General features: G+C 60.3%; 21 protein-coding genes. 11 read left to right on the plus strand and 10 right to left on the minus strand.

What is annotated here, in order from left to right; genetic code table 11:
- The first annotated feature begins 45 nt into the window (after window positions 1-45).
- Window positions 46-915 (plus strand): polyphosphate kinase 2, encoded by an 870-nt coding sequence (gene ppk2 / locus SM766_RS01155; RefSeq protein ID WP_368946627.1) that lies wholly within the window; start codon window positions 46-48, stop codon window positions 913-915.
- Window positions 908-1,525: a TetR/AcrR family transcriptional regulator gene (locus SM766_RS01160; protein ID WP_368946628.1), complete on the plus strand. Its 618-nt coding sequence runs from the start codon at window positions 908-910 to the stop codon at window positions 1,523-1,525. The genes ppk2 and SM766_RS01160 overlap by 8 nt, the downstream gene beginning before the upstream one ends.
- Window positions 1,526-1,652: 127 nt before the next feature.
- On the opposite strand, the gene rpsI is transcribed toward SM766_RS01160, so the two are convergent.
- The 3 genes from rpsI to SM766_RS01175 form a co-directional block, all read right to left on the minus strand.
- The gene (gene rpsI, locus SM766_RS01165; RefSeq protein ID WP_065270201.1) at window positions 1,653-2,138 is read right to left on the minus strand and encodes a 30S ribosomal protein S9; all 486 of its coding nucleotides are present in this window, start codon (window positions 2,136-2,138) and stop codon (window positions 1,653-1,655) included.
- A gap of 5 nt (window positions 2,139-2,143) precedes the next feature.
- Window positions 2,144-2,602, minus strand: a complete 459-nt coding sequence (gene rplM, locus SM766_RS01170) for a 50S ribosomal protein L13 (protein ID WP_065270200.1) — start codon at window positions 2,600-2,602, stop codon at window positions 2,144-2,146.
- Window positions 2,603-2,764: 162 nt separating this feature from the next.
- Entirely contained in the window at window positions 2,765-4,168 is a 1,404-nt protein-coding gene (locus SM766_RS01175; RefSeq protein ID WP_368946629.1) for an aminotransferase-like domain-containing protein, read from the minus strand.
- A 93-nt stretch (window positions 4,169-4,261) separates the two neighbouring features.
- Here SM766_RS01175 and SM766_RS01180 point away from each other — a divergent pair, with 93 nt between their 5' ends.
- The 3 genes from SM766_RS01180 to speE all read left to right on the plus strand — a co-directional run bounded on the left by SM766_RS01180 (window position 4,262) and on the right by speE (window position 6,066).
- Complete coding sequence (locus tag SM766_RS01180; RefSeq protein WP_274828059.1) at window positions 4,262-4,495, plus strand: DUF1127 domain-containing protein; 234 nt, start codon at window positions 4,262-4,264, stop codon at window positions 4,493-4,495.
- 216 nt (window positions 4,496-4,711) lie between these two features.
- Window positions 4,712-5,218 (plus strand): adenosylmethionine decarboxylase, encoded by a 507-nt coding sequence (speD, locus tag SM766_RS01185; protein WP_368946630.1) that lies wholly within the window; start codon window positions 4,712-4,714, stop codon window positions 5,216-5,218.
- Window positions 5,215-6,066: a polyamine aminopropyltransferase gene (gene speE / locus SM766_RS01190; protein ID WP_065270196.1), complete on the plus strand. Its 852-nt coding sequence runs from the start codon at window positions 5,215-5,217 to the stop codon at window positions 6,064-6,066. The genes speD and speE overlap by 4 nt, the downstream gene beginning before the upstream one ends.
- Window positions 6,067-6,153: 87 nt before the next feature.
- Here speE and ccmE read toward each other — a convergent pair whose 3' ends face one another.
- From ccmE to SM766_RS01215, 5 genes are all read right to left on the minus strand, one after another.
- On the minus strand, window positions 6,154-6,597 hold the full coding sequence (gene ccmE / locus SM766_RS01195; RefSeq protein WP_065270195.1) for a cytochrome c maturation protein CcmE: 444 nt from the start codon (window positions 6,595-6,597) through the stop codon (window positions 6,154-6,156).
- A gap of 36 nt (window positions 6,598-6,633) precedes the next feature.
- On the minus strand, window positions 6,634-7,662 hold the full coding sequence (gene argC / locus SM766_RS01200; RefSeq protein ID WP_368946631.1) for an N-acetyl-gamma-glutamyl-phosphate reductase: 1,029 nt from the start codon (window positions 7,660-7,662) through the stop codon (window positions 6,634-6,636).
- Window positions 7,663-7,793: 131 nt separating this feature from the next.
- Window positions 7,794-8,603, minus strand: coding sequence for a glutamate racemase (gene murI, locus SM766_RS01205; protein WP_274828057.1), 810 nt, complete (start codon window positions 8,601-8,603; stop codon window positions 7,794-7,796).
- Window positions 8,604-8,627: 24 nt separating this feature from the next.
- Entirely contained in the window at window positions 8,628-9,560 is a 933-nt protein-coding gene (locus tag SM766_RS01210) for a lysophospholipid acyltransferase family protein (protein ID WP_368946807.1), read from the minus strand.
- Between the two features lie 221 nt (window positions 9,561-9,781).
- Window positions 9,782-13,207 (minus strand): indolepyruvate ferredoxin oxidoreductase family protein, encoded by a 3,426-nt coding sequence (locus tag SM766_RS01215; protein WP_368946632.1) that lies wholly within the window; start codon window positions 13,205-13,207, stop codon window positions 9,782-9,784.
- A gap of 178 nt (window positions 13,208-13,385) precedes the next feature.
- On the opposite strand from SM766_RS01215, the gene SM766_RS01220 reads away from it, so the two are divergent.
- From SM766_RS01220 to grxD, 5 genes are all read left to right on the plus strand, one after another.
- On the plus strand, window positions 13,386-14,291 hold the full coding sequence (locus SM766_RS01220; protein ID WP_065273448.1) for a LysR family transcriptional regulator: 906 nt from the start codon (window positions 13,386-13,388) through the stop codon (window positions 14,289-14,291).
- A 521-nt stretch (window positions 14,292-14,812) separates the two neighbouring features.
- A complete protein-coding gene (gene purL / locus SM766_RS01225) occupies window positions 14,813-16,978 on the plus strand; it encodes a phosphoribosylformylglycinamidine synthase subunit PurL (protein ID WP_274828055.1) in 2,166 nt (721 codons plus the stop codon).
- A gap of 224 nt (window positions 16,979-17,202) precedes the next feature.
- On the plus strand, window positions 17,203-17,439 hold the full coding sequence (locus SM766_RS01230) for a BolA/IbaG family iron-sulfur metabolism protein (RefSeq protein WP_065270190.1): 237 nt from the start codon (window positions 17,203-17,205) through the stop codon (window positions 17,437-17,439).
- Between the two features lie 5 nt (window positions 17,440-17,444).
- On the plus strand, window positions 17,445-17,675 hold the full coding sequence (locus tag SM766_RS01235; RefSeq protein WP_065270189.1) for a hypothetical protein: 231 nt from the start codon (window positions 17,445-17,447) through the stop codon (window positions 17,673-17,675).
- A 110-nt stretch (window positions 17,676-17,785) separates the two neighbouring features.
- Entirely contained in the window at window positions 17,786-18,148 is a 363-nt protein-coding gene (gene grxD / locus SM766_RS01240; protein WP_274828054.1) for a Grx4 family monothiol glutaredoxin, read from the plus strand.
- Between the two features lie 132 nt (window positions 18,149-18,280).
- Here the strand turns inward: grxD and SM766_RS01245 are convergent, their stop codons facing one another.
- A complete protein-coding gene (locus SM766_RS01245) occupies window positions 18,281-18,682 on the minus strand; it encodes a cell division protein ZapA (protein WP_065270187.1) in 402 nt (133 codons plus the stop codon).
- Window positions 18,682-19,479 carry a coiled-coil domain-containing protein gene (locus tag SM766_RS01250; protein WP_368946633.1) on the minus strand — a complete coding sequence of 266 codons (798 nt, stop codon included), beginning with the start codon at window positions 19,477-19,479 and terminating at the stop codon, window positions 18,682-18,684. The genes SM766_RS01245 and SM766_RS01250 overlap by 1 nt, the downstream gene beginning before the upstream one ends.
- A gap of 279 nt (window positions 19,480-19,758) precedes the next feature.
- Between SM766_RS01250 and tkt the strand changes: the two genes are divergently transcribed.
- Window positions 19,759-21,780, plus strand: coding sequence for a transketolase (tkt, locus tag SM766_RS01255; protein ID WP_368946634.1), 2,022 nt, complete (start codon window positions 19,759-19,761; stop codon window positions 21,778-21,780).
- Window positions 21,781-21,948 lie beyond the last annotated feature (168 nt).

The raw sequence follows: 21,948 nt of genomic DNA on the forward strand, positions 1-21,948 counted from the left end.
CTGCGCAATGCCCTATAAAGAGTTGAGGACAGGAAGGTTTTGCCCATGACATTGCCATTTGACGGCGCCATCAGCCGCTATTTCGAGACCGGCGCGCCTTCTGACATCCGCAAGGCTATCGCCGATGGGGGAAAGAAAGCGATATTGGATTCGGACTATCCGCATGCCACGCGGATGAAGAAAAAGTCCTATGAGCAATCCATGGACGCGTTGCAGATCGAGTTGGTGAAACTGCAATCCTGGGTCAAAGCCTCTGGCGCCCGTGTCGCCGTGGTGTTCGAAGGTCGAGATACCGCAGGAAAAGGTGGCACAATCAAACGCTTCCGCGAAAACCTTAACCCCCGCGGCGCGCGGGTTGTGGCACTGCAGAAACCAACCGAGGCTGAGCAGACCCAATGGTATTTCCAGCGCTATATCGACCATTTGCCCTCGGGCGGTGAAATCGTATTTTTCGACCGCAGCTGGTACAATCGCGGCGTCGTCGAAAAGGTCTTTGGCTTTTGCACCGACACGCAGCGCGAGCGCTTCTTCCATCAGGTTACAGGGTTCGAGGAGGCTCTGGTCGAGGACGGCATTCACCTGTTCAAGATCTGGCTGAATGTTGGCCGCGCCGAGCAGCTCGATCGGTTTCTAGCGCGCGAATCTGATCCGCTGAAGCATTGGAAGCTCAGCACCATCGACGTAAAAGGGCTGGAACGCTGGGACGCCTATACCGATGCCATCGGCGAAACCTTCCGCCGCAGCCACACCAAGGTGGCCCCCTGGACCGTCGTCCGCTCGGACGACAAGCGTCGCGCGCGGCTGGCTGCCATCCGTTCGGTCCTACATGGACTGGATTATGACAACAAAAACGCCGAGGCACTCGGGGACGTAGATCCCCTCATCTGTGGCGGACCGGACATCTGGAATGCGTAAACGCGGCTATCATCACGGCAACCTGCGTCAGGCCCTTGTGGAATCTGCGCTGGGTCTGATCGAGGCAAAAGGCCCGACCGGCTTTACCCTGTCCGAGGCGGCAAAACAGGCGGGCGTCACCCCGGCGGCAGTCTATCGCCATTTCGAAGGCCGCGAGGATCTGATCGCAGAGGCCGCAAAACAGGGTTTTGCGATGTTCGCCGATCTGATGCAGCACGCCTTTGAAAAATATCAGCCCTCGGCCCTAGCGGCATTTGAGGCAACGGGACGGGCCTATCTCGCCTTTGCCCGCAAACATCCCGGCCATTACATCGCGATGTTCGAAAGCGGTATTTCCGTCAACCGTACGCCCGAACTGGCAGATGCCGCTGCCCGCGCACGGGGCATCCTGGAAAAGGCTGCTGCGGATCTGAGCCAGCACATCCCGGCCGAAAAACGCCCGCCCGCAGCGATGTTTTCCGCCCATATCATGGCGCTGAGCCACGGGGTCGTCGAGCTTTATGCCCGCAACACGCCCGGTGCCACCTCGCCCTTCTCGCCCGAGGATCTGCTCGAAAGCGGGATCATGATCTATCTGCGCGGTCTGGGCCTGATTGAACCCGACAAATAGGCACCGCGGCTGCGCCTTTGTACGCAGGTTCCAGGGCGGTCCAATCCCCCGTTTCAGCCACACAGACAAACTACGAAAAAAGGCCGCAGATTTCTCTGCGGCCTTTCTCTGTTCTGCTGTCCAGCGATTAACGCTTGGAGAACTGGAACGAACGACGCGCTTTGCGGCGGCCGAATTTCTTACGTTCAACAACACGGCTGTCACGGGTCAGGAAGCCAGCAGCTTTCAGAGCGCCGCGCAGGGCGGGATCATAAAGCTGCAGAGCTTTGGAGATGCCGTGCTTGACCGCACCGGCCTGACCGGAAAGGCCACCGCCTTTAACGGTTGCGTAGACGTCAAACTGGTCTTCGACACCGGCAACGGTGAACGGCTGGCGCAGGATCATCTGCAGCACCGGACGGGCGAAGTATTTGTTCAGCTCTTTGCCGTTCACTTCGACCTTGCCGGAACCCGGCTTGATCCAGACGCGTGCGACTGCGTCTTTCCGCTTACCGGTTGCATAGGCACGACCCAGCTCGTCACGGACGGGCTCACGGGAAATGGTTTCTTCAGCGACAGCTTCAACGCCTGCAACGGCGCCCAGCTCTTCGAGAGTGTTGATCTGATCAGCCATCGGTCTCAGCTCCGCGTGTTTTTCTTGTTCATGGATTTGACATCCAGAACCTCGGGGGCCTGGGCCTCATGCGGGTGCGCGGCACCAGCATAGATACGCAGGTTGCTCATCTGCTGGCGCGCCAGACGGTTGCCCGGCAGCATGCGCTTCACAGCCTGATAGACAACACGCTCGGGGTGCGCGCCTTCCAGGATCTGTTGCTTGGTGCGGGACTTGATGCCGCCCGGGTGGCCAGTGTGCCAGTAGAAGTGCTCGTCGCGCTTCTTGCCGGTCATCTGTACCTTGTCGGCGTTGATGATGATGACGTTGTCGCCCATGTCCATGTTCGGCGTGAACGACGCTTTGTGCTTACCGCGCAGGCGCATGGCAACGATCGAGGCAAGACGGCCCAGAACAACGCCTTCGGCGTCGATCAGGATCCAGTTCTTCTCGATATCTGCCGGAGTAGCAGAGAAGGTTTTCATGGCAGGTCTATCCTGTTTGTCGTGAAGATGAGCCGGAATACAACTCACCTGAATTCGATGGACGGGGTTTACGGGGATCTCCGCACTGCGTCAACACAGCAAAACAACAATTTATTACGCAAAATCAGCGTGTTAAAAAATAGGTATCAAAATACCCCACCCCTAGACGCTGATTTGCTCGGGCGGGTTGTCCAAAAGGCTGCGCAAACGCAGCATCGCGTCTTCGAACTTAGCCAAAGAAACCTGCCCGTTGATGGTGATGCGCACGGCATTGGGCGCGCGGCCATCCCTCAGGGCGAATTCATCGGCTGACCTGATCTGCACACCTGCAGCTTCTGCCGCGCGAGTAAAGGCAGCGGAGCGCCAGCCTGCAGGCAGTTTCAGCCAGAGGAACGGGACCTCGTCTTTCCATGTCAACTCAAACGCACCAAGGGCATTCACCGCCACACGCACATATTTGGCCATTTCCTTGCGCACCTCTTTGGCCAGCTCCTTGCTGCGCGGGTCCGAAAGCAAGACGCGGATCAGCTCGGCCAGCGGCTGCGACAGGCCAAAAAAGCTGTATTCCGCCGACCGGCGCAGATCCTGTTCGTGGCCTTTGGGCGCGAGGGCAAAACCGACGCGCAGCGCCGGCGTCAAAACCTTGGAGATCGAACAGACGTGCCAGGTGATATCGGGCGCCAGAGCGCGATAGCTGGGCGCACCGGCCTCTCCCATGCGATAGCAATCATCCTCGACGATCTGCAGCTCATGCCGCCGCGCGACCTTGATGATCTCCTCGCGCCGTTTTTGCGGCGTAAACAGACCGGTCGGATTGTGCACCTCGGGGCTGGTACAGAGAACCGTCGCGCCCGTCTTGCGGATGGCAAGCTCCAGCGAATCCGGACGAATCCCGTGTTCGTCCATCCCCACCCCGACAACCTTGGCCCGGAGCAGTTCAGACGCACGACGAAAGCCGGCATAAGAAAGATCCTCGACCAACAGCGTGGGCTGCGCGTCCTTCAGGACGGCCTGCAGCACCGTGAGGATGCCGTTCTGACCGCCATGGGTCAGGACCACCTGGCTTTCATCCAGCGGCCCCAGCGGCTGATCTGACAGCCACTCCACCACCGCTTCGCGCACCGGGCGGTAGGCGTCACGGGTCGGGTAGTTCAGGAACATCAGCGGATCGGCGCCCGCGACCTTCTTCATCGCCTCCCGGATCGCAGCCACCTGCCCCACATCGGCAAGACGCGGGCTGAACAGGCTGACATGGTTGGGATCGCTTTCCTCCCGAAGGTGCAATTCGCGGGACCAGACATCATCCATGACCATGGTCTGCCGCTCAGCGACAAATGTGCCGCGCCCGACCTCCGCCTGCAGAAGTCCTTCGTCCGTGAGGGTGGAATAGGCCCGCGCCACCGTGCCGGGGGTGATGCCCAGTTGATAGGCCAGATCGCGCACCGGCGGCAACTTTGTACCAACACGCAATGTATCGTTTTCCACCGCCGCGCGGATTGTATCGGCCACCCGTTGATACTTCGGTCCAGGCTTATCACCAAGGCTCGGCGCCCAAATTGTACCCATTACAATGCTTCCTTAGACAGCTGAGTCGGAACTTTGTATCAAATAACCGTACCAACAACACAGGATTGTATCAATACAATAAAGGATCTGACCATGACACAGCACGCGACCCCTGCACATTCCAGCATCACCTTTCTGACCAATCAGCCCACCCTGCCGGTGCTGGCTCAGGTCGCGGTGACGTTCGCGGTTCTGATGACGAAATGGTCCGTCCGACAGCGCAGCCGTAAACAGCTCCGCCACCTGACCCCGGAACAATTGCAAGACATCGGGCTCTCCCGCGAGGACGCCCATTATGAAGCCACTCTTCCGTTCTGGCGCCCCTGATCCCCGGGTACCGGAACCACCTGACGGCCGGGGCCAGTTCCCCGGCCTTTTTTCTTTTCAATCATTTCAAAGCCCCTGGTAAATTTTTCCTTGATCGAATCTGCCATGGGGCCTAGACGCGCCTCACTTTCGGCACCGATCCCAACCCCGGACCCTTATCCGGGGGGGCGCTAAGGGCCGGCTGGATTGTCATCTACTGGAACGAAGGGGAGTGTCATGAAAGACGCCAACCTCTTCCAACTGGGGATCGGTCTGGAGACAGGCGCCCAAGAGGAAGATACCACCCGCAGTGTACCCGCTGCGATGATTGAAACCGTTGTGGACAGCGACCGCGAAGATCACTTCATCCGCCGGGATGGAAAAGTGTTCGCCGGCACCCACCTGATCATCGAAGTCATGAACGGCACCGGTCTGGATTGCGAGACCCGCATTCAGAACGCATTCCGCAAATGTGTCGAGGTCTGCGGCGCCACGCTGCTGCACATCCACACCCATAAATTCTCGCCCCAGGGCGTGTCGGGCGTGGCCGTGCTGGCCGAAAGCCACATCTCGGTGCACACCTGGCCGGAAATCGGCTATGGCGCCTTTGACGTCTTCATGTGCGGCGATGCCGAACCCTGGCGCGCTGTCGGCGTGCTGAAAGAGGCCTTTTCCACCGATCACGTGGAGGTCCGGGAACTTCTGCGCGGGGAGGAGCTGATCGCCAAGGAGGTCGCGGCATGAGCGAGACCTGGATCACCGAACGCCTGCACGATCACTACGCGCAGAGCCTGCGCGTGGATGAGATGCTTTATGACAGCAAGACCGAGCATCAGCGCCTGAAGGTCTTTCAGAACGGTACGTTCGGCCGCATCCTGACGCTGGATGACGTGGTGCAGACCACCGAAGGCGACAATTTCATCTACCACGAGATGCTGACCCATGTGCCGATCCTGGCGCATGGGGCCGCAAAACGTGTGCTGATCATCGGCGGCGGCGACGGCGGCATGGCCCGCGAGGCGCTGCGCCACGCCTCGGTCGAACATGTCACCATGGTCGAGATCGACGCCGGTGTGGTGGATTTCTCAAAGGAATACCTGCCGATGCTGAGCCAGGGCGCCTTTGACGATCCGCGGCTCAATCTGGTGATCAACGATGGCGCGGCCTTCATGCGTGAAACAGATCAGAAATTCGACGTGATCGTGGTCGATTCCACCGATCCGATCGGCCCGGGCGAGGTGCTGTTCACCAATACCTTCTACGGCCACGCCGCCCGCGCGCTGACCGATGACGGTATCATCGTCACCCAGAACGGCGTGCCCTTCATGCAAGGGGACGAGCTGACCGGCACCATGCGCGCCTTCAAGACGCTGTTTGCCGATCACAGCTGCTATCTGGCGACAATCCCGACCTATGCGGGTGGTCCGATGGCCTTTGGCTGGGGCAGCCACTCCAAATCCGCGCGTACCGTGTCGCTGGCCGATCTGGAAAAACGCTTTGCCGCTGCCGGGATTGAAACCGATTACTACACGCCCGAGGTGCACAAGGCGGCTTTCGCCCTGCCCGGCTATGTGAAGAAACTCTTCCCATAAGACCTGCACCGCGCAGGATCTGCTGAAACAAAACGGGGGCCAAGGGCCCCCGTTTTCATTTGGTACTGTTTTGGAATGTTCCGAACCTCAGGCGTCCGGCTCCTGGTAGACGCCCTGTTCTTTCAGCGCGTCCACGACTTCCTTGGGCATGTAGGTCTCGTCATGTTTCGCCAGAATTTCAGAGGCTTCGAACACACCGTTGACGTAACGGCCTGTGCCGACCATGCCTTGATTTTCCTCGAACAGGTCCGGCAGCACACCCGCGTAAGTCACCGGCACGGTTGCGCCGCCATCGGTCACAGAGAACCGCACGGTTTCGCCCTGACCGCGCACCAGACTGCCATCTTCGACCAGACCACCAATACGGAAAACCTCTGTCGGCACCGGCGGCTCGGCCATCACCTGACTAGGCGAACGGAAGTAGTTGATCCCGTCCCGCATCGCGTAACCGATCAAAGCCGTCGACACGATCAAGGCAACGGTCGCCAATGCGATCACCTGAATGCGGCGCTGCTTTTTGAGGTTTTTCATATCGTTACCGTCCTGTGCTCGTCAGGGTCTGGCGCCCTAGGGGAACAGCGGCGCCATCATCAGACCCGCAGTTTCGTCTTCACCTAACATCAGATTGGCGTTCTGCAAGGCCTGTCCGCTGCTACCTTTTGTCAGGTTATCCAGCGCCGCAATGACAATGGCCCGCCCTTCGATCCGGTCAGCGGTCACGCCGATATGACAGAAGTTGGAGCCGCGCACGTGGTGGGTGCTTGGCGCGGTGCCAAAGGGCAGAACCTCGATAAAGGGTTCATCGGCATAGGCAGAAACGAATGCCGCGTGGATCGCCTCGGCGTCGCCTTTGACATAGGTCGTCGCCAGAATACCCCGGTTGGCGGGAACCAGATGCGGGGTGAACTGTACCTTGACCGGACGCCCGGCCAGTTTCGAGAATTCCTGATCGAATTCACCCAAATGCCGGTGCGTGCCACCGATGGCATAGGCATTGTAACCCTCGCTCAGCTCCGCATGCAGCAGGTTTTCCTTCAGGGCCCGACCCGCACCAGAGACGGCGCATTTCAGATCGAGGATGATTTCATCTAGATCAATCAGGCCCGAGGTGATCAGCGGCCGCAGCGCGAACTGCCCGGTGGCCGCGTTGCAGCCGGTACCCGCCACCAGCCGCGCGCCCCGGATCTCATCCCGGTAGAATTCGGTAAGGCCGTAAACAGCCTCTTTCTGCTGCTCCAGCGCAGCATGGGGGTTGCCGTACCATTTCTCGTATTCCGCCGGATCGCGCAGCCGGAAATCCGCCGACAGATCGACGATCTTCAGATCCTTCGGCAGGGCTGCGATCACTTCCTGGCTGGTTTTATGCGGCAGGGCGCAGAAACACAGGTCGATCTTGGAAAAGTCGATCTCGCTGATCTTGCACAGGGTCGGCAGGTCCAGATGCCGCAGGTGCGGAAACACCTCGGCCATGGACAGCCCCGCCTTGCGCTCTGCTGCGAGCGCCGCGATTTCAATGCTCGGGTGCTGGGAAATCAGCCGCACCAGTTCCGCGCCGGTGTAACCGCTGGCGCCAAGGATAGCCACTTTGTGGGCCATGTCAGACCTCGTCTTTTGAATTTACGTGATTTGTACCGCAGCAACAGGCGGTGGGAATAGGGAAAACTGCCGCAGCCGACAGGCGATCCGCCCGGGGGACGACAGAAAGCCGTCCCCGTGGAAGCGCCGGATCAGGCCGCTTCAAAGGTGATTTGTCGTCGCAAGAACTGGGTCGCATGGGTGCTGACCCGCGCCGGATCGCCAGTGGTGTAGAACCCCGCCTTGCCGGTACCGTACATATCCGGGTGCCGCTCAAGGTAGTCGGCCAGACTGTCGGCGACCAGATCGCCCTGGCTGAACACCTTTACATTGGGGCCAAGCGCCTCCTGAAAGGTCTTTTCCATCAGGGGATAATGGGTGCAGCCCAGAATGGCCGCCTCGGGATGCGGCATCTTGCGCAAGAGCGCATCCACATGGCTGCGCACCAGCGCCTCAGCCAGGATCATGTCGCCTTCTTCGATGGCGTCGACAACACCGCCACAGGCCTGCGCTTCCACATCGACACCGATGGCGCGAAAGGCCAGTTCCCGCTGGAACGCCCGACTGGATACTGTTGCAGGCGTTGCGAACAGCGCCACATGCTTCACCGCAACCTCGCGCGGCGGCGAATTATCGCCCCACTGGCGCTCGGTCAGTGCTTCGATCAGCGGCACAAAGACGCCAAGCACGCGCTTGCCCTTGGGCAGCCCGCCCTCCTGCATGCGCCGCAGCGCCGCCGCCGAGGCAGTGTTACAGGCCAGGATCACCAGATCGCAGCCCTTGTCCCACATGTCTTCCACAGCGGCCTTGGTCAGCTGATAGACATCCTCGGCATCGCGCACGCCATAGGGGGCGTGAGCACTGTCGCCGTAATAGATAAGGTCAACCTCCGGCAGACGCCGCTGCACAGCGTCGAGCACGGTCAGACCGCCCAGACCAGAATCAAAAATGCCTACTGCCATGTTCTTCTTTCGCGGATGCCACGTTCAGGCGCGATGTTTCTCTTCAAACTCGAACCCGCGCAAGCCCGGATCGAGAGGAGTCGGAGACAGCTCATACGTCGCTTTGCGCAGGAAATCCATCATTCCTTTGGCATCCCCGGTCAAAGGGTCAAGTTTGTCGCGCCCGATCGCCTCGCCGATCACCACCCGCACCGGCGTATCGACCCGCTTGTGAAACTCCTTGATCAAGAGCCCCATGCGCAACGTAGCGTGCAGATGGCTGGCGATCTGAAACAAGCGCGAAGTGTGGCCGTCAAAATAGACCGGCACCACAACCGCATCGGATTTGGCAATCATCCGCGCGGTAAAGCTGCGCCAGCCCGGATCCATCGGCCGGGCAAAGGGCGTTGCTCCCGTGGAAACCGTGCCGCCCGGAAAGATCCCGATGGCGCCGCCCTGCCCCAGATAGCTGAGCGCCGTTTTGCGGGTCTCAAGGTTGGTCCGCAGCGCCTCCTTGGTTTCGGCAAAATCGATCGGCAAGATGATACGGTTCAGGTCTTCCGACTTGCCGAACACCTGATGCGCCAGAATACGAAAATCCCCGCGCGTTTCGGCAAGGATGTGCCCCATCATCAGCCCATCAAGGATCCCATAGGGATGATTGGCGATCAGAACGACCGGCTTGTCGCGCGGGATATTGGACAGCGCGCCGCCGATCACCTCCAGCGACAGACCATAGCGGTCGGCGATGACGCTCCAGAAACTGCGGCCGCCCGCGACCTCCTGTTCATACCCCCGTGCGCGTCGGATCAGCTTCAGACGGCCCGTGGTATTCTCCATCATTCGGATCACCAGACGCCCCGAACGGGTCTGCGCCGAATGCGCATAAGAGATCTCCCGCGCGATCTGGCGCGCGCTGGACCGGATTTTTCCAGGCCGGGATTTTCTTGATTGGGTATTGCCGGACAGTTGCTGCATCTCGGACATGGGCTGGGTCTTTCTGGACGGAATCACCAAGGTGACCGGTTAGGCATAACAGCATCTCAGATCCCCGTAACAGACTCATGACCGGTCTACGGCAGGATCCCGCGCCCTGACCCAGAACGCAGCAGCGCCGCGCAAATGCGCGGCGCCGGGCCCAACGGGCAAGAGGCAGCCGTCCGGCTGTCACCTGCCGGGCGGGAGAACACCCCTGCGGCTTATTCGGCCGCTTTCTTCATCGGAGCACCGCCCTGACGCAGAACCGCCAGCAGTTCTTCGCGTCGTTTCGCCGCCTTCTGCTCGCTTTCCATCTTCACCGGACCAAAGCCACGGATCTGCAGCGGCAATTCGGCCAGAGCGACCAGCGGGTCCATGATCTCAGGCGAGGCTTTAGCCAGCCATTCCTTCATGTCGCGCTCGTATTGCTTGATCAGCGCCCGTTCCATCTTGCGCTCGGCGGTATAGCCAAAGATATCGAGCGGCGTGCCGCGCAGACCTTTGAACTTCGCCAGCAGCTTCAGACCGCGCTCCATGCTTGGGCCGAAACGGCGCTTTTTCGGGCGTCCGTTGGCGTCGACCCCGCCCAGGATCGGCGGCGCCAGATTGTAAGAGATCTTCAGATCGCCCTCAAACTGCGCCTCGGCCTTTTCGCGACTGCTCAACAACAGACGCGCCACCTCGTATTCGTCCTTATAGGCCAGCAGCTTGTGATAGCCCTTGGCGACGGCTTCCTTCAGGCGCGCATCGTCGATGCCATCCAGCAGCTTCATATAGCGTTTGGCCAGCCCCTTGCCCTGATAGGCCGTCAGATGATCCTGCCGGTAGGCGATCTTTTCATCCAGCGTCTTGGGCAGTTCCACCACATTGGCAGGCTTGATCAGCTTGGCCACCTCTTCGGGGTGCAGCACCGCCCAGCGACCGATTTCAAAGGCACGCAGGTTCTTTTCCACCGCAGCGCCGTTCAGCTCGATCGCCTGGGTGATTGCCTCAAGGCCGACTGGGATCAGACCGCGTTGGAAAGCCCCGCCAAAGACCATCATGTTGGAGAAGATCGAATCTCCCATGGTGGCCTGCGCCAGCTGCGATGCGTCGAACATATCGAGCCGCTCGCGCAGGCGTGCCTCCAGCGCCACCTCAAGCCGGTCAGTGGGCAGCTGGAAATTAGTGTCGCGAGTGAAATCGCCGGTGATGATCTCGTGGCTATTCACCACACCGCCGGTCTGACCTGTGCGCATCAACCCAATGGTCTTGGCGCCTGCACTCACCACCAGATCACCGCCGATCAGCGCGTGCGCTTCGCCGGTGGCGACGCGGATGGCGCTGATGTCATCAGGGCTTTCGGCAATGCGGCAGTGGATATGCACCGCGCCGCCCTTTTGCGCGAGACCGGCCATCTCCATCATGCCGGCACCTTTGCCGTCGATCTGCGCGGCCTGCGCCAGAACCGCGCCGATGGTCACAACGCCAGTGCCACCAACGCCAGTGATCACCACGTTATGGGTGCCTTCGATCTTGGGCAGGTCGGGCATCGGCAGATCGGGCAGCTTCAACTCGGCCGTGGCCTCCTTCCGGATTTTGGCGCCTTCGATGGTCAGGAAGGACGGACAGAATCCGTTGAGACAGGAGAAATCCTTGTTACAGGAGGACTGATCAATCGCCCGCTTGCGTCCCAGTTCGGTTTCCTTGGGAACGATAGAGACGCAGTTGGATTGCACCCCGCAATCGCCGCATCCTTCGCAGACGTCCGAGTTGATGAACACGCGCTGATCAGGATCGGGGAACAGGCCCCGCTTGCGACGGCGGCGTTTCTCGGCGGCGCAGGTCTGGACATAGATGATGGCAGAAACGCCTTCGACCTCTTCCATCTGCTTTTGCACGTTCATCAGCTCGGCCCGTTCATGGGTGGGAACCCCGGCTGGGAACTGCTTGAAATCGATCTCTTCTTTCTCGTCATAAACGATGGCGAGATGCTCCACCCCCATGGCCTTCAGCTCATGCGCGATGCGATAAGCGCTGAGACCACCTTCGTTACCCTGACCGCCAGTCATGGCCACCGCATCGTTATAGAGGATCTTGTAGGTAATATTGGTGCCTTCGGCCAGTGCGGCACGGATCGCCTGCACGCCGGAGTGGTTATAGGTGCCATCGCCAAGGTTCTGGAACACATGCTTGCGCTTGGAGAACGGCGCCTCGCCGATCCAGTTGGCGCCTTCGCCGCCCATATGGGTGAAGCCCATGGTCTCGCGGTCCATCCACTGCACCATGAAGTGACAGCCGATCCCGGCATAGGCACGGCTGCCCTCAGGGATCTTGGTCGAAGAATTGTGCGGACAACCCGAGCAGAAGTAAGGCAGGCGCGCGGCGATTTCTTCGGCGTTGTCGGCGCGGCGCGCCTCGTCCAGGCTGGCCAGCCCGGCGCGGATTGCTTCGGTGTCGCGGCCCTCTTCGATCAGAATCTCGCCCAGCTTCTCGGCGATCATGATGGGGTCGAGCGCATAGCGCGTCGGGAAGAGTTCCGGCCCGTGCATGGAGCCAGCTCCGCCGCCCTTGTGCCAGCCGTAAACCCGGCGACCACGTCGGTCGTCAAAGATCGCCTCCTTGATCTGCACCTCGATCAGCTTGCGCTTTTCCTCAACCACGACGATCAGATCCAGACCTTCGGCCCAGTCGTGGAAGCCCTTCATGTCCAGCGGCCAGACCTGACCGACCTTGTATGTGGTGATGCCCAGACGTTCGGCCATGGCCTCGTCGATATTCAACAGAGACATGGCATGGACCAGATCCAGCCAGTTCTTGCCCGCGGCCACGAAACCGATCTTGGCACCGGGTTTGCCCCAGATGCGTTTGTCCATCTTGTTGGCGTGGCTGAATGCCTCGGCAGCAAAGCGTTTCTGGTCGATGATCCGGTCTTCCTGCTGGAAACGATCATCCACCAAGCGGATATTCAGCCCATCCTGCGGCATGGCGAAATCGGGGGTAACCAGTTTCACCCGATCCGGGCTCGCATCCACGACCGAGGTTACCTCGATGGTGTCCTTCATCGTCTTGAGGCCGACCCAGAGACCGGAAAACCGGCTGAGCGCGTAGCCATAAAGCCCGAAATCCAGGATTTCTTGCACACCAGCGGGGCTGAGGATCGGGAGGTAGGCATCCATCAGCGCCCATTCGGACTGGTGCAGCACGGTGGAGCTTTCGCCGGTGTGGTCGTCGCCCATCGCCACCAGCACGCCGCCATTTTTGGAGCTGCCGGCCATATTGGCGTGGCGGAAGGCATCGCCGGCGCGGTCAACGCCCGGCCCCTTGCCATACCAAAGGCCGAATACGCCGTCGAATTTGCCTTCACCACGGATTTCGGCCTGTTGCGCGCCCCATAGGGCGGTGACGGCCAGATCCTCGTTCAAACCGTACTGAAAGGTGACATCGGCCTCTTTCAGCTGCTTTTCGGCCCGGCTCATCTGCATGTCGACAGCGCCAAGCGGCGATCCGCGATAGCCGGTGACAAGCCCAGCAGTGTTGAGACCGGCTGCCGTGTCCCGCGCCTTCTGCATCAGCATCAGGCGCACAAGCGCCTGCGTGCCGTTCAGCATGACAGGCGATTTGCTCAGATCATATTTGTCATTCAACGAGATCTTTTGCGTGCTCATCCGGTCCTCCCAACCACAACTGGCTTGCAATAATTTCCATCGATATTAGGTCACAAATACTGACCTGTATACCCACTGTTGTCAATATCCCCCTCCGGAAGCGCGCTTCTGCATTCGGAAATTGATCCAAGTGTCAGGTTTCATATAGGCTGATATGGGCACAACGAAAGTAACGGATATGGACTGGGACAAGCTTAGAATTTTTCACGCCGTGGCAGATGTCGGCAGCCTGACCCACGCCGGGGACAAGCTTAACCTGTCGCAATCCGCGGTCAGCCGCCAGATTCGTGCGCTTGAGGAAAGCCTGAACGCGACGTTGTTTCACCGTCACGCGCGCGGGCTGATCCTGACCGAACAGGGCGAGCTGCTGTTTGACGCGACCAAATCCATGTCCAAACGGCTCGAAGCGGCTTCGGCCCGGATCCGCGACAGCGAAGACGAAGTGTTCGGCGAATTGCGCGTCACCACGACATTCGGATTTGGCACCCTGTGGCTGGCACCCAGGCTGACGAAACTCTTTGAGCAATATCCCAATCTGAAAATCGACCTGATGCTGGAAGAGCGGGTTCTGGACTTGCCCATGCGCGAAGCCGACGTTGCGATCCGAATGAAAGAGCCGAGCCAGGCGGACCTGGTGCGCAAGCGACTGATGACGGTTCAGATGCGACTTTATGCGTCTCGCGCATATCTGGACCGCAACGGCACGCCGCAGACCGCCGAAGATATCAAGAACCACCGTCTGATCTGCCAGAACCAAAATTCGGCCCAAGTCGGTTCTGCAGCTGTGCTGGTCCAGAAGCTGATCACCCACGGTCCCGGCTCGATGCTGTCGGTCAACAACTACTTCGGGGTCCTGCAGGGCGTGCTTCACGATCTGGGAATCGGCATCCTGCCTGACTATGTCACCGAGGATTTCCCCGATCTGGTACAGGTTCTGCCGCATGAGGACACCAGTGGTGTGCCTGTCTACCTGGCCTATCCGGAAGAATTGCGTCACTCGCAGCGGGTGTCAGCTTTCCGTGATTTCGTGCAAACCGAGATCATGGCGCACCGCAAACATATGAAAGAGATGGGGAAACTCTGACCTTAGGTCAGCAGGCGTTAAGCTATGCATAACATGCATACCAGAAATGACGCAATTTGAGACGGAAAATTCTTGAAGCAGAGAAGCTCTATCCCTAAATGACCCTCATGAAGACGGCGCCAAGGCGCACTTCATACCTCCCTGTTGGACTTCGGCCGAGCTTAGTGCTCGGCCTTTTTTTTGGCCATTTGGTCCGGCTCCTGAGGCTTTCAATCAGGTCTCAAGCCACTCGGAAGCGCCGGACACATTCAACGTCTCGCATCCACACCGCCAGCTGCAACCCTTTCCCCGGTGATCATTGCCCAGTTTTCTCACGTGCACGGATAATGACGGCATTTTCCGGCCCCCAATGACGGTCTGCACATTTTTCAGGCAATTCGAGCATGACACCCCTCCTCAAGCCGGACCTTCTCGCAGCGACGAAACGCCCTGCCTTCAATGATACATACGCTTTGCCCTTCCCCCGTGCGCTTCCTTGCCCTAAAAGGCGCGCAACCGCAGCCACTGGGGATACGACACGGATGCAGGAACCAGCAATCACGCCCGAACTGATTGAAAACCACGGACTGAACTCCGAGGAATATCAACTGATCCTCGAAATCATCGGACGGGAACCCACCTTTACCGAGCTGGGCATCTTCTCGGCGATGTGGAACGAGCACTGCTCTTACAAGTCGTCCAAGAAATGGCTCCGCACCCTGCCCACCGAGGGGCCCCAGGTCATCTGCGGCCCGGGTGAAAATGCCGGTATCGTCGATATCGGCGATGGCGATGCGGTGGTCTTCAAGATGGAAAGCCACAACCACCCCTCTTACATCGAACCCTATCAGGGCGCGGCAACCGGGGTTGGCGGCATCCTGCGGGACGTCTTTACCATGGGAGCGCGGCCAATCGCCTCGATGAACTCGCTGTCCTTTGGTGAGCCGTCCCACCCCAAGACCCGGCAACTGGTCAACGGTGTGGTCGAAGGCATCGGCGGCTACGGCAACTGTTTCGGTGTGCCCTGCGCAGGCGGCGAGGTCCGCTTCCACTCTGCCTACAACGGCAACTGCCTAGTGAATGCATTCGCTGCGGGTCTCGCAAAAACCGACAGCATCTTCTACTCCGCCGCATCCGGTGTCGGCATGCCGGTGGTGTATCTGGGCGCCAAGACCGGACGTGACGGCGTCGGCGGCGCCACCATGGCCTCGGCCGAATTCGACGACACCATCGAGGAAAAGCGCCCCACCGTTCAGGTTGGCGACCCCTTCACCGAAAAACGCCTGATGGAAGCAACGCTGGAGCTAATGCAGACCGGCGCGGTGATCTCGATCCAGGACATGGGCGCGGCCGGCCTCACTTGTTCGGCGGTGGAAATGGGCGACAAGGGTGAGCTTGGCATCAAGCTGAACCTCGAAGACGTGCCCCAACGCGAAGAAGGCATGACCGCCTATGAAATGATGCTGTCGGAATCCCAGGAGCGGATGCTGATGGTGCTGAAGCCCGAGAAAGAGGCCGAAGCCAAGGCAGTGTTCGAAAAATGGGACCTCGATTTCGCCATCGTCGGCGAAACAATCGCCGAGGACCGTTTCCTTATCCAGCACAACAACGTGGTGATGGCCGACCTGCCGCTGTCGAAACTGGCGTCCTCTGCGCCTGAATACGACCGTCCCTGGGTCGAAACGCCCGCCGCAGAACCGCTGACCGACGCGGATGTGCCCACTATCGATCCGATCGACGGCCTGAAGGCGCTGATCGCCTCACCGAACTACGCCGGGAAACAGTGGGTCTATGAACAGTACGACACCACCGTGATGGGCGACACCGCCCGCCGCCCCGGCGCGGGCTCCGGCATCGTCCGGGTGCATGGCACCGGCAAACAGTTGGCCTTTACCAGCGATGTGACGCCGCGCTACGTCAAAGCGAACCCCTTTGAGGGTGGCAAACAGGCAGTAGCCGAGGCCTATCGTAACCTCTCTGCCGTGGGCGCCCTGCCTCTGGCGACGACCGATAACCTCAACTTCGGCAACCCGGAAAAGCCCGAGATCATGGGCCAATTCGTCGGCGCCATCAAAGGCATCGGCGAAGCTGTTGCAGCGCTCAACATGCCGATCGTTTCGGGCAACGTCTCGCTTTATAACGAGACCGACGGACAGGGCATCCTGCCCACCCCGACCATCGGTGCCGTGGGTCTGATCGCCGAGGGCGAAGAGGCGATCACCGGTGAAGTGCGCGAAGGCCATATCGCCCTGCTGATCGGTGAAACCACTGGCCACCTGGGCCAGTCGGCCCTTCTGGCGGAAGTCTTCAACCGCGAGGACGGAGATGCGCCGACGGTGGATCTGGAGGCGGAAAAGCGTAACGGCGAATTCATCCGCGCCAACCGCGAGCTGATCAAGGCCTGCACCGATCTGGCGGATGGCGGTCTGGCGCTGGCGGCCTTTGAACTGGCCGAGGGCGCTGGCGTTGGCGTGCAGATCGATGCCGGTGACACCCCGACCCTGTTTGGCGAAGATCAGGCCCGTTATCTGGTCGCCTGCAACTTTGATCAGGCCGAAGGTCTGATGCTGGCAGCCGGTCAGGCCGGTGTCAGCGTCACCACCGTGGGCCGTTTCACCGGTGACACGGTAAAAATCGGTGGCAGCGAAGCGCCGCTGGAAGAGCTTTCGCAGATTTTCCGCAGCAGCTTTGCCGAGGCCGTCGCCTGATATCAAACACAAACGGGAGCCCTCCCGCGCCCGCAGGTGCCCTTGCCTATGGCAAGCCCCCCTTTACGGCCTTGGGCCCGGCAGCGCGCATCGCGCGCTGCCGGGCCCAACTCGCACGGTCTGATTTTCAATCAGGTCTTGCGCGGCGGGAGCATCTCCCTGCTTGAACTGCCTCTCCGTCGGGCCTACATTTTCAGCGAACAGAACCACGAGGATCCCACGCAATGCCCATGCAGGCCCATGAAATCGAAGAGCTTCTGCGCGCATCCTTTCCCGATGCCCAAATCCAGGTCGGTGGCACCGACGGCGTGCATATGTCCGCGATGGTCGTCGATGAAAGCTTTCGCGGCAAGAACCGTGTGCAGCAGCAGCGCGCCGTTTACGCGGCCCTCAAAGGCAAAATGGACGGCGCCAATGGTGAGTTGCACGCCCTTGCCCTGACCACCAAAGCGCCCGAGTAGCACACATGTCGCTGTTCATGTCCTTTCTGGTGGTCGGCGTTATTGTGATGACGGCAGTTGTTGCCGTCATCGGTCAACGACGCGCACCAACGGAAGAGGACGACAGCGACCCGGACTATCACACGCTGCGCTCGGACTATCAGTCCGGCATGGGCGGCGGATCTGTCAGGACCTGGAAGGTCCCCAAGGACCCGCAGGAATATGCCCGCCTCTTTGTTCCCAAAGACAAGAGCTGAGCGCGCAGAGCCTCACACATCCGTTCCCCGGCCCGGATTGGAATTCTCCACATTATTCCCTATATCTCGGGCAGCAGAACAACGGCACATCCGCCAGAAGGAAACGCAACATGAGCGACGCAAAAACCCGCATCGACGAAACCGTCAAATCCAACGACGTGGTGCTTTACATGAAAGGCACCAAGGACATGCCGCAGTGCGGCTTCTCTTCCCGCGTGGCCGGTGTTCTGAACTACATCGGCGTTGACTACACCGACGTCAACGTGCTGGCCGACGAAGAGATCCGCGCCGGGATCAAGGATTACTCGGACTGGCCTACCATTCCGCAGCTTTATGTCAAAGGTGAATTCGTCGGCGGCTGCGACATCATCACCGAAATGACCCTGTCCGGTGAACTCGACGGCATGTTCGAACAGAACGGCGTCAGCTTTGACAAGGCCGCAGCAGATAAGATCCGCGAAGCCAACGGTTAAGCCGCACGACCAGACAACATGAAAAAGGCCTGTCCGCAGCACGCGTGACAGGCCTTATTTACGTTTCGGATTCGCACATTCGGCGAGCGACATCGAAAACCGATCGCCCCCGACAGCGCAGCGCCCCGCCGCCTATTGCGCGGCAGAGGCTTTTTCTTCGATCTCCTGCGCCATGGCTTCGGCGCGGGCGGCCAGTTCGGCCAGGGTTTCAGCCACCTGAGGGGGCACGACAGGTACTTCAATCCGCTCCGGCTCCGGCGCGGGCTGTGCCTTCAGCGCGGCCAGTTCCGCCTCGCGCTCAGCCAGGACCGCCTCGACTTCCTTGATCCGGTCCTCTACGGCTGCAGTCTTGTCCGCCAGCATCAGCCCCGCCATCAGCAGCATGCGCGCTTCGGGCATACGGCCAATCTGGTCGGACAGCACCTGCGCCTCATCATCCAGCATCTTGGCGGCAGAATGCAGATAACTCTCCTCGCCTTCCTGGCAGGAGACCTCGAAACCGCGGCCGCCAATATGAATGGTCACTTCGGGCATCAAATTTCCTCTCCTTCGGGCAGGTTGGGCGCTGCCGCCAGCAGCGGTTCAAGCCGGGCCAGAACCGCGTTCACCTGCGCCTTGTCACTCGCCTGCGCCGCGCGCAGACCGTCGATCTCGGCGGCCATCGCCGCATTGATCAGCCCGGCATCACCCAGCCCTTCGGCATTGGCTTCGCGCAGGGCAGCGTTGGATGTGCGGAGCTGTTCGTTGGCCAGGCGCAATTGCTGCAATTCCGTGTCCAATCGCTGCAGCACCTCCTCGTCAGTGCCGCCGTTTTCACCATCCGCAGTTTCGGAAGCGGACGTTTCCTGAACGGATCCGGCTTCAGACAGCTGAGCTGTGAGTTCCGCATTGGCGGCCTCGAGCTGTTCAATCCGGTCCTCAAGGCTTTCTTTCTCGGTGGCCGCCGAATTGGCTGCGCCTTCCATCTGCGCCTTCAGCCGCGCCACTTCCTGTTTCAAGGCTTCGGCCTGCGGGGCATTTGCAGCCTCATTCCGCAAAAGCTCAAGCTCGGCCTGCATTGCAGCGATATCACCCGAGGCATCTGCCGCGGACGCCGCCGGTGCCTGCTCTTCCAGCTCTTTCAACCGCCCGCGCAGGACCTTGACCCGTTCGGTCAACTGGGCATTGGCGACCCGTTCTTCGTCCAGCGCCTGTTCCAGCGCGCTGGTATCGGCCGCCGCAACGGCCTTGGCCTCGGCTGAGCTGCGCGCTTGTTCAAGTGCGCCGACACCCGTCCCGATCCGGTCCATTGCGGCCAGGATCCGGCCCTGCAAGTCTTCAATCTGCTTCATGCCTGTCCCTCACCCGTCCATCTCGCTGGCGCGATCTTCGCGCTGCCTCCTGCCGTGCCGGTTTGCACCTCTGCTTTGCACCGCTGTGCGAATCGCACATGCCTGCCGATCATACGCGCAGCTTCACCCTTGCAGGAGTAAAACACCGCCTCTTTGCTTTCAAGCACTTGCAAGCGGTCCTTCGCGTTCGAAACACAGAAACGCCTGCCAACGCTTGATCTTTGCCCCATCACTGGTATTCAGCGGCTCATCAGCCTGCCAACCTAAAGGAACAGTTCAGTGGATCTGACAGCCCTGCGCACCGCAAATCCCGAGCATTGGAACAAGGCCGCCGCCATTCGCGCCCTGACCCTTGATGCCGTCGCTGCCGCAAACTCCGGCCACTCCGGCATGCCGATCGGCATGGCCGATGTGGCCACCGTCCTGTTTGAAAAGCATCTAAAATTCGACGTAAAGGCCCCAAAATGGGCCGACCGTGACCGGTTCATCCTGTCGGCAGGCCACGGCTCCATGCTGATCTATTCGCTTCTCTATCTCATGGGCGATGAGCAGGTAACGCTGGATCAGATCAAGAACTTCCGTCAGATGGGCGCGCTGACCGCGGGCCATCCGGAAAACTTCCTGATCGATGCGGTGGAAACCACCACTGGTCCGCTGGGTCAGGGCATCGCCAACGCCGTCGGCTTTGCCATGGCCGAAGAAATGCAGCGCGCCCATTACGGCAAGAAGGTCGTCGATCACAACACCTATGTAATCGCAGGCGACGGCTGCCTGATGGAAGGCATCAGCCAGGAGGCCATCGGCATTGCCGGTCGTCAGAAACTGGGCAAGCTGATCGTGCTGTGGGACAACAACAACATCACCATCGACGGCTCGGTTGAACTCTCTGACCGCACCAACCAGATCCAGCGCTTCAAGGCCTCCGGCTGGCACGTGCAGGAAATCGATGGTCACGATCCCGAAGCCATCGACGCGGCCATCACCGCCGCGAAGAAGGCACAGAAACCCTCGATGATCGCCTGCAAGACGCATATTGCCCTTGGCCACGCCGCGCAGGACACCTCCAAGGGTCACGGCGCGCTGACCGATGCCGAGCAGCTGAAAGCCGCCAAAGAGGCCTATGGCGCTCCGCTCGGCGCCTTTGAGGTCCCCGCCGACGTCAAAGCCCAGTGGGAAGCCATCGGCACCCGTGGCGCCGCTGACCGCGCGGCCTGGGAGGCGCGCTTTGCCGAGCTGTCCAAGCAGAAACAGGAGCGTTTCAACCGCGCCTACGCGCTGGAAGCGCCGAAAAAGCTCTCTGCTGCAATCAAAGCCCTGAAAAAGCAGATTAGCGAAGAGCAGCCCAAGGTCGCGACGCGTAAAGCCAGCGAAATGGCTCTGGCGGTGATCAACCCCTTGATGCCGGAAACCGTGGGCGGCTCGGCCGACCTCACCGGCTCCAACAACACCAAGACCGGCGACCTCGGTGTCTTTGACGCCGACAACCGCAAGGGCCGCTACGTCTATTGGGGCATCCGTGAGCACGGCATGGCCGCTGCGATGAACGGCATGACGCTGCACGGCGGCATGCGCCCCTATGGCGGCACCTTCTTCTGCTTCACCGATTACGCGCGTCCATCGATGCGTCTGGCGGCGCTGATGAAGACCCCGACCGTCTTTGTCATGACCCATGATTCCATCGGTGTTGGCGAAGATGGCCCGACCCACCAGCCGGTCGAACATCTGGCGATCTGCCGCGCAACCCCGAACACCTATGTGTTCCGTCCCGCCGATACGGTGGAGGCTGCAGAAGCCTGGGAAATCGCCGTTACCGCCAAGGAAACGCCCTCGGTCATGGTGCTGACCCGTCAGAACCTGCCCACCGTGCGCACCGAGCACAAGCTGAGCAACCTCACCGAAAAGGGCGCCTATGTCCTGGCCGAGGCCGAAGGCAAGCGTCAGGTGATCCTGATCGCCACCGGTTCTGAGGTTTCGCTGGCGATGGAAGCCAAGGCCAAGCTGGAAGCCGAAGGTATCGGCACCCGCGTCGTCTCCATGCCCTGCATGGAGCTGTTCGCAGCGCAGGACGAAGCCTACCGCCGCAAGGTCCTGCCCGCAGGCCCGGTGCGTGTCGGTATCGAGGCCGCCGTCCGCGACGGCGGCTGGGACCGCTGGCTGCTTGGCGAGCGCGGCCAGGAGAAGAAAGCCGCATTCGTGGGCATGGACCGCTTCGGAGCCTCCGCACCTGCAGGTGAGCTGTTCGAGAAATTCGGCATCACCGCAGAGGCCACCGTTGCAAAGGCAAAAGAGCTGCTTGGGTGATCTGCGGACCATCCGATCAATGAGACCAGAGGCGCCCCAACCGGGCGCCTCTTTTCATTTCCGACCCGTGAAGTGTGAAGCAAGAACAGACGTCAAGCTGTTGAGGCCACGTCACAATATCAAAAGCACCGGATGGCCCCGATGTGGCAACACTTGGGAATTCATAAA

This window comes from Pseudophaeobacter sp. A-200-2 (genome assembly GCF_041008815.1).
Classification (GTDB): domain Bacteria; phylum Pseudomonadota; class Alphaproteobacteria; order Rhodobacterales; family Rhodobacteraceae; genus Phycobacter; species Phycobacter gallaeciensis_A.

What these genes read in the sequence shown, in the direction of transcription:
- ppk2 (WP_368946627.1), top strand. Translation starts at nt 46, where the DNA reads ATGACATTGCCATTTGACGGCGCCATCAGCCGCTATTTCGAGACCGGC.
- SM766_RS01160 (WP_368946628.1), top strand. Translation starts at nt 908, where the DNA reads ATGCGTAAACGCGGCTATCATCACGGCAACCTGCGTCAGGCCCTTGTG.
- rpsI (WP_065270201.1), bottom strand. Translation starts at nt 2,138, where the DNA reads ATGGCTGATCAGATCAACACTCTCGAAGAGCTGGGCGCCGTTGCAGGC.
- rplM (WP_065270200.1), bottom strand. Translation starts at nt 2,602, where the DNA reads ATGAAAACCTTCTCTGCTACTCCGGCAGATATCGAGAAGAACTGGATC.
- SM766_RS01175 (WP_368946629.1), bottom strand. Translation starts at nt 4,168, where the DNA reads ATGGGTACAATTTGGGCGCCGAGCCTTGGTGATAAGCCTGGACCGAAG.
- SM766_RS01180 (WP_274828059.1), top strand. Translation starts at nt 4,262, where the DNA reads ATGACACAGCACGCGACCCCTGCACATTCCAGCATCACCTTTCTGACC.
- speD (WP_368946630.1), top strand. Translation starts at nt 4,712, where the DNA reads ATGAAAGACGCCAACCTCTTCCAACTGGGGATCGGTCTGGAGACAGGC.
- speE (WP_065270196.1), top strand. Translation starts at nt 5,215, where the DNA reads ATGAGCGAGACCTGGATCACCGAACGCCTGCACGATCACTACGCGCAG.
- ccmE (WP_065270195.1), bottom strand. Translation starts at nt 6,597, where the DNA reads ATGAAAAACCTCAAAAAGCAGCGCCGCATTCAGGTGATCGCATTGGCG.
- argC (WP_368946631.1), bottom strand. Translation starts at nt 7,662, where the DNA reads ATGGCCCACAAAGTGGCTATCCTTGGCGCCAGCGGTTACACCGGCGCG.
- murI (WP_274828057.1), bottom strand. Translation starts at nt 8,603, where the DNA reads ATGGCAGTAGGCATTTTTGATTCTGGTCTGGGCGGTCTGACCGTGCTC.
- SM766_RS01210 (WP_368946807.1), bottom strand. Translation starts at nt 9,560, where the DNA reads ATGCAGCAACTGTCCGGCAATACCCAATCAAGAAAATCCCGGCCTGGA.
- SM766_RS01215 (WP_368946632.1), bottom strand. Translation starts at nt 13,207, where the DNA reads ATGAGCACGCAAAAGATCTCGTTGAATGACAAATATGATCTGAGCAAA.
- SM766_RS01220 (WP_065273448.1), top strand. Translation starts at nt 13,386, where the DNA reads ATGGACTGGGACAAGCTTAGAATTTTTCACGCCGTGGCAGATGTCGGC.
- purL (WP_274828055.1), top strand. Translation starts at nt 14,813, where the DNA reads ATGCAGGAACCAGCAATCACGCCCGAACTGATTGAAAACCACGGACTG.
- SM766_RS01230 (WP_065270190.1), top strand. Translation starts at nt 17,203, where the DNA reads ATGCCCATGCAGGCCCATGAAATCGAAGAGCTTCTGCGCGCATCCTTT.
- SM766_RS01235 (WP_065270189.1), top strand. Translation starts at nt 17,445, where the DNA reads ATGTCGCTGTTCATGTCCTTTCTGGTGGTCGGCGTTATTGTGATGACG.
- grxD (WP_274828054.1), top strand. Translation starts at nt 17,786, where the DNA reads ATGAGCGACGCAAAAACCCGCATCGACGAAACCGTCAAATCCAACGAC.
- SM766_RS01245 (WP_065270187.1), bottom strand. Translation starts at nt 18,682, where the DNA reads ATGCCCGAAGTGACCATTCATATTGGCGGCCGCGGTTTCGAGGTCTCC.
- SM766_RS01250 (WP_368946633.1), bottom strand. Translation starts at nt 19,479, where the DNA reads ATGAAGCAGATTGAAGACTTGCAGGGCCGGATCCTGGCCGCAATGGAC.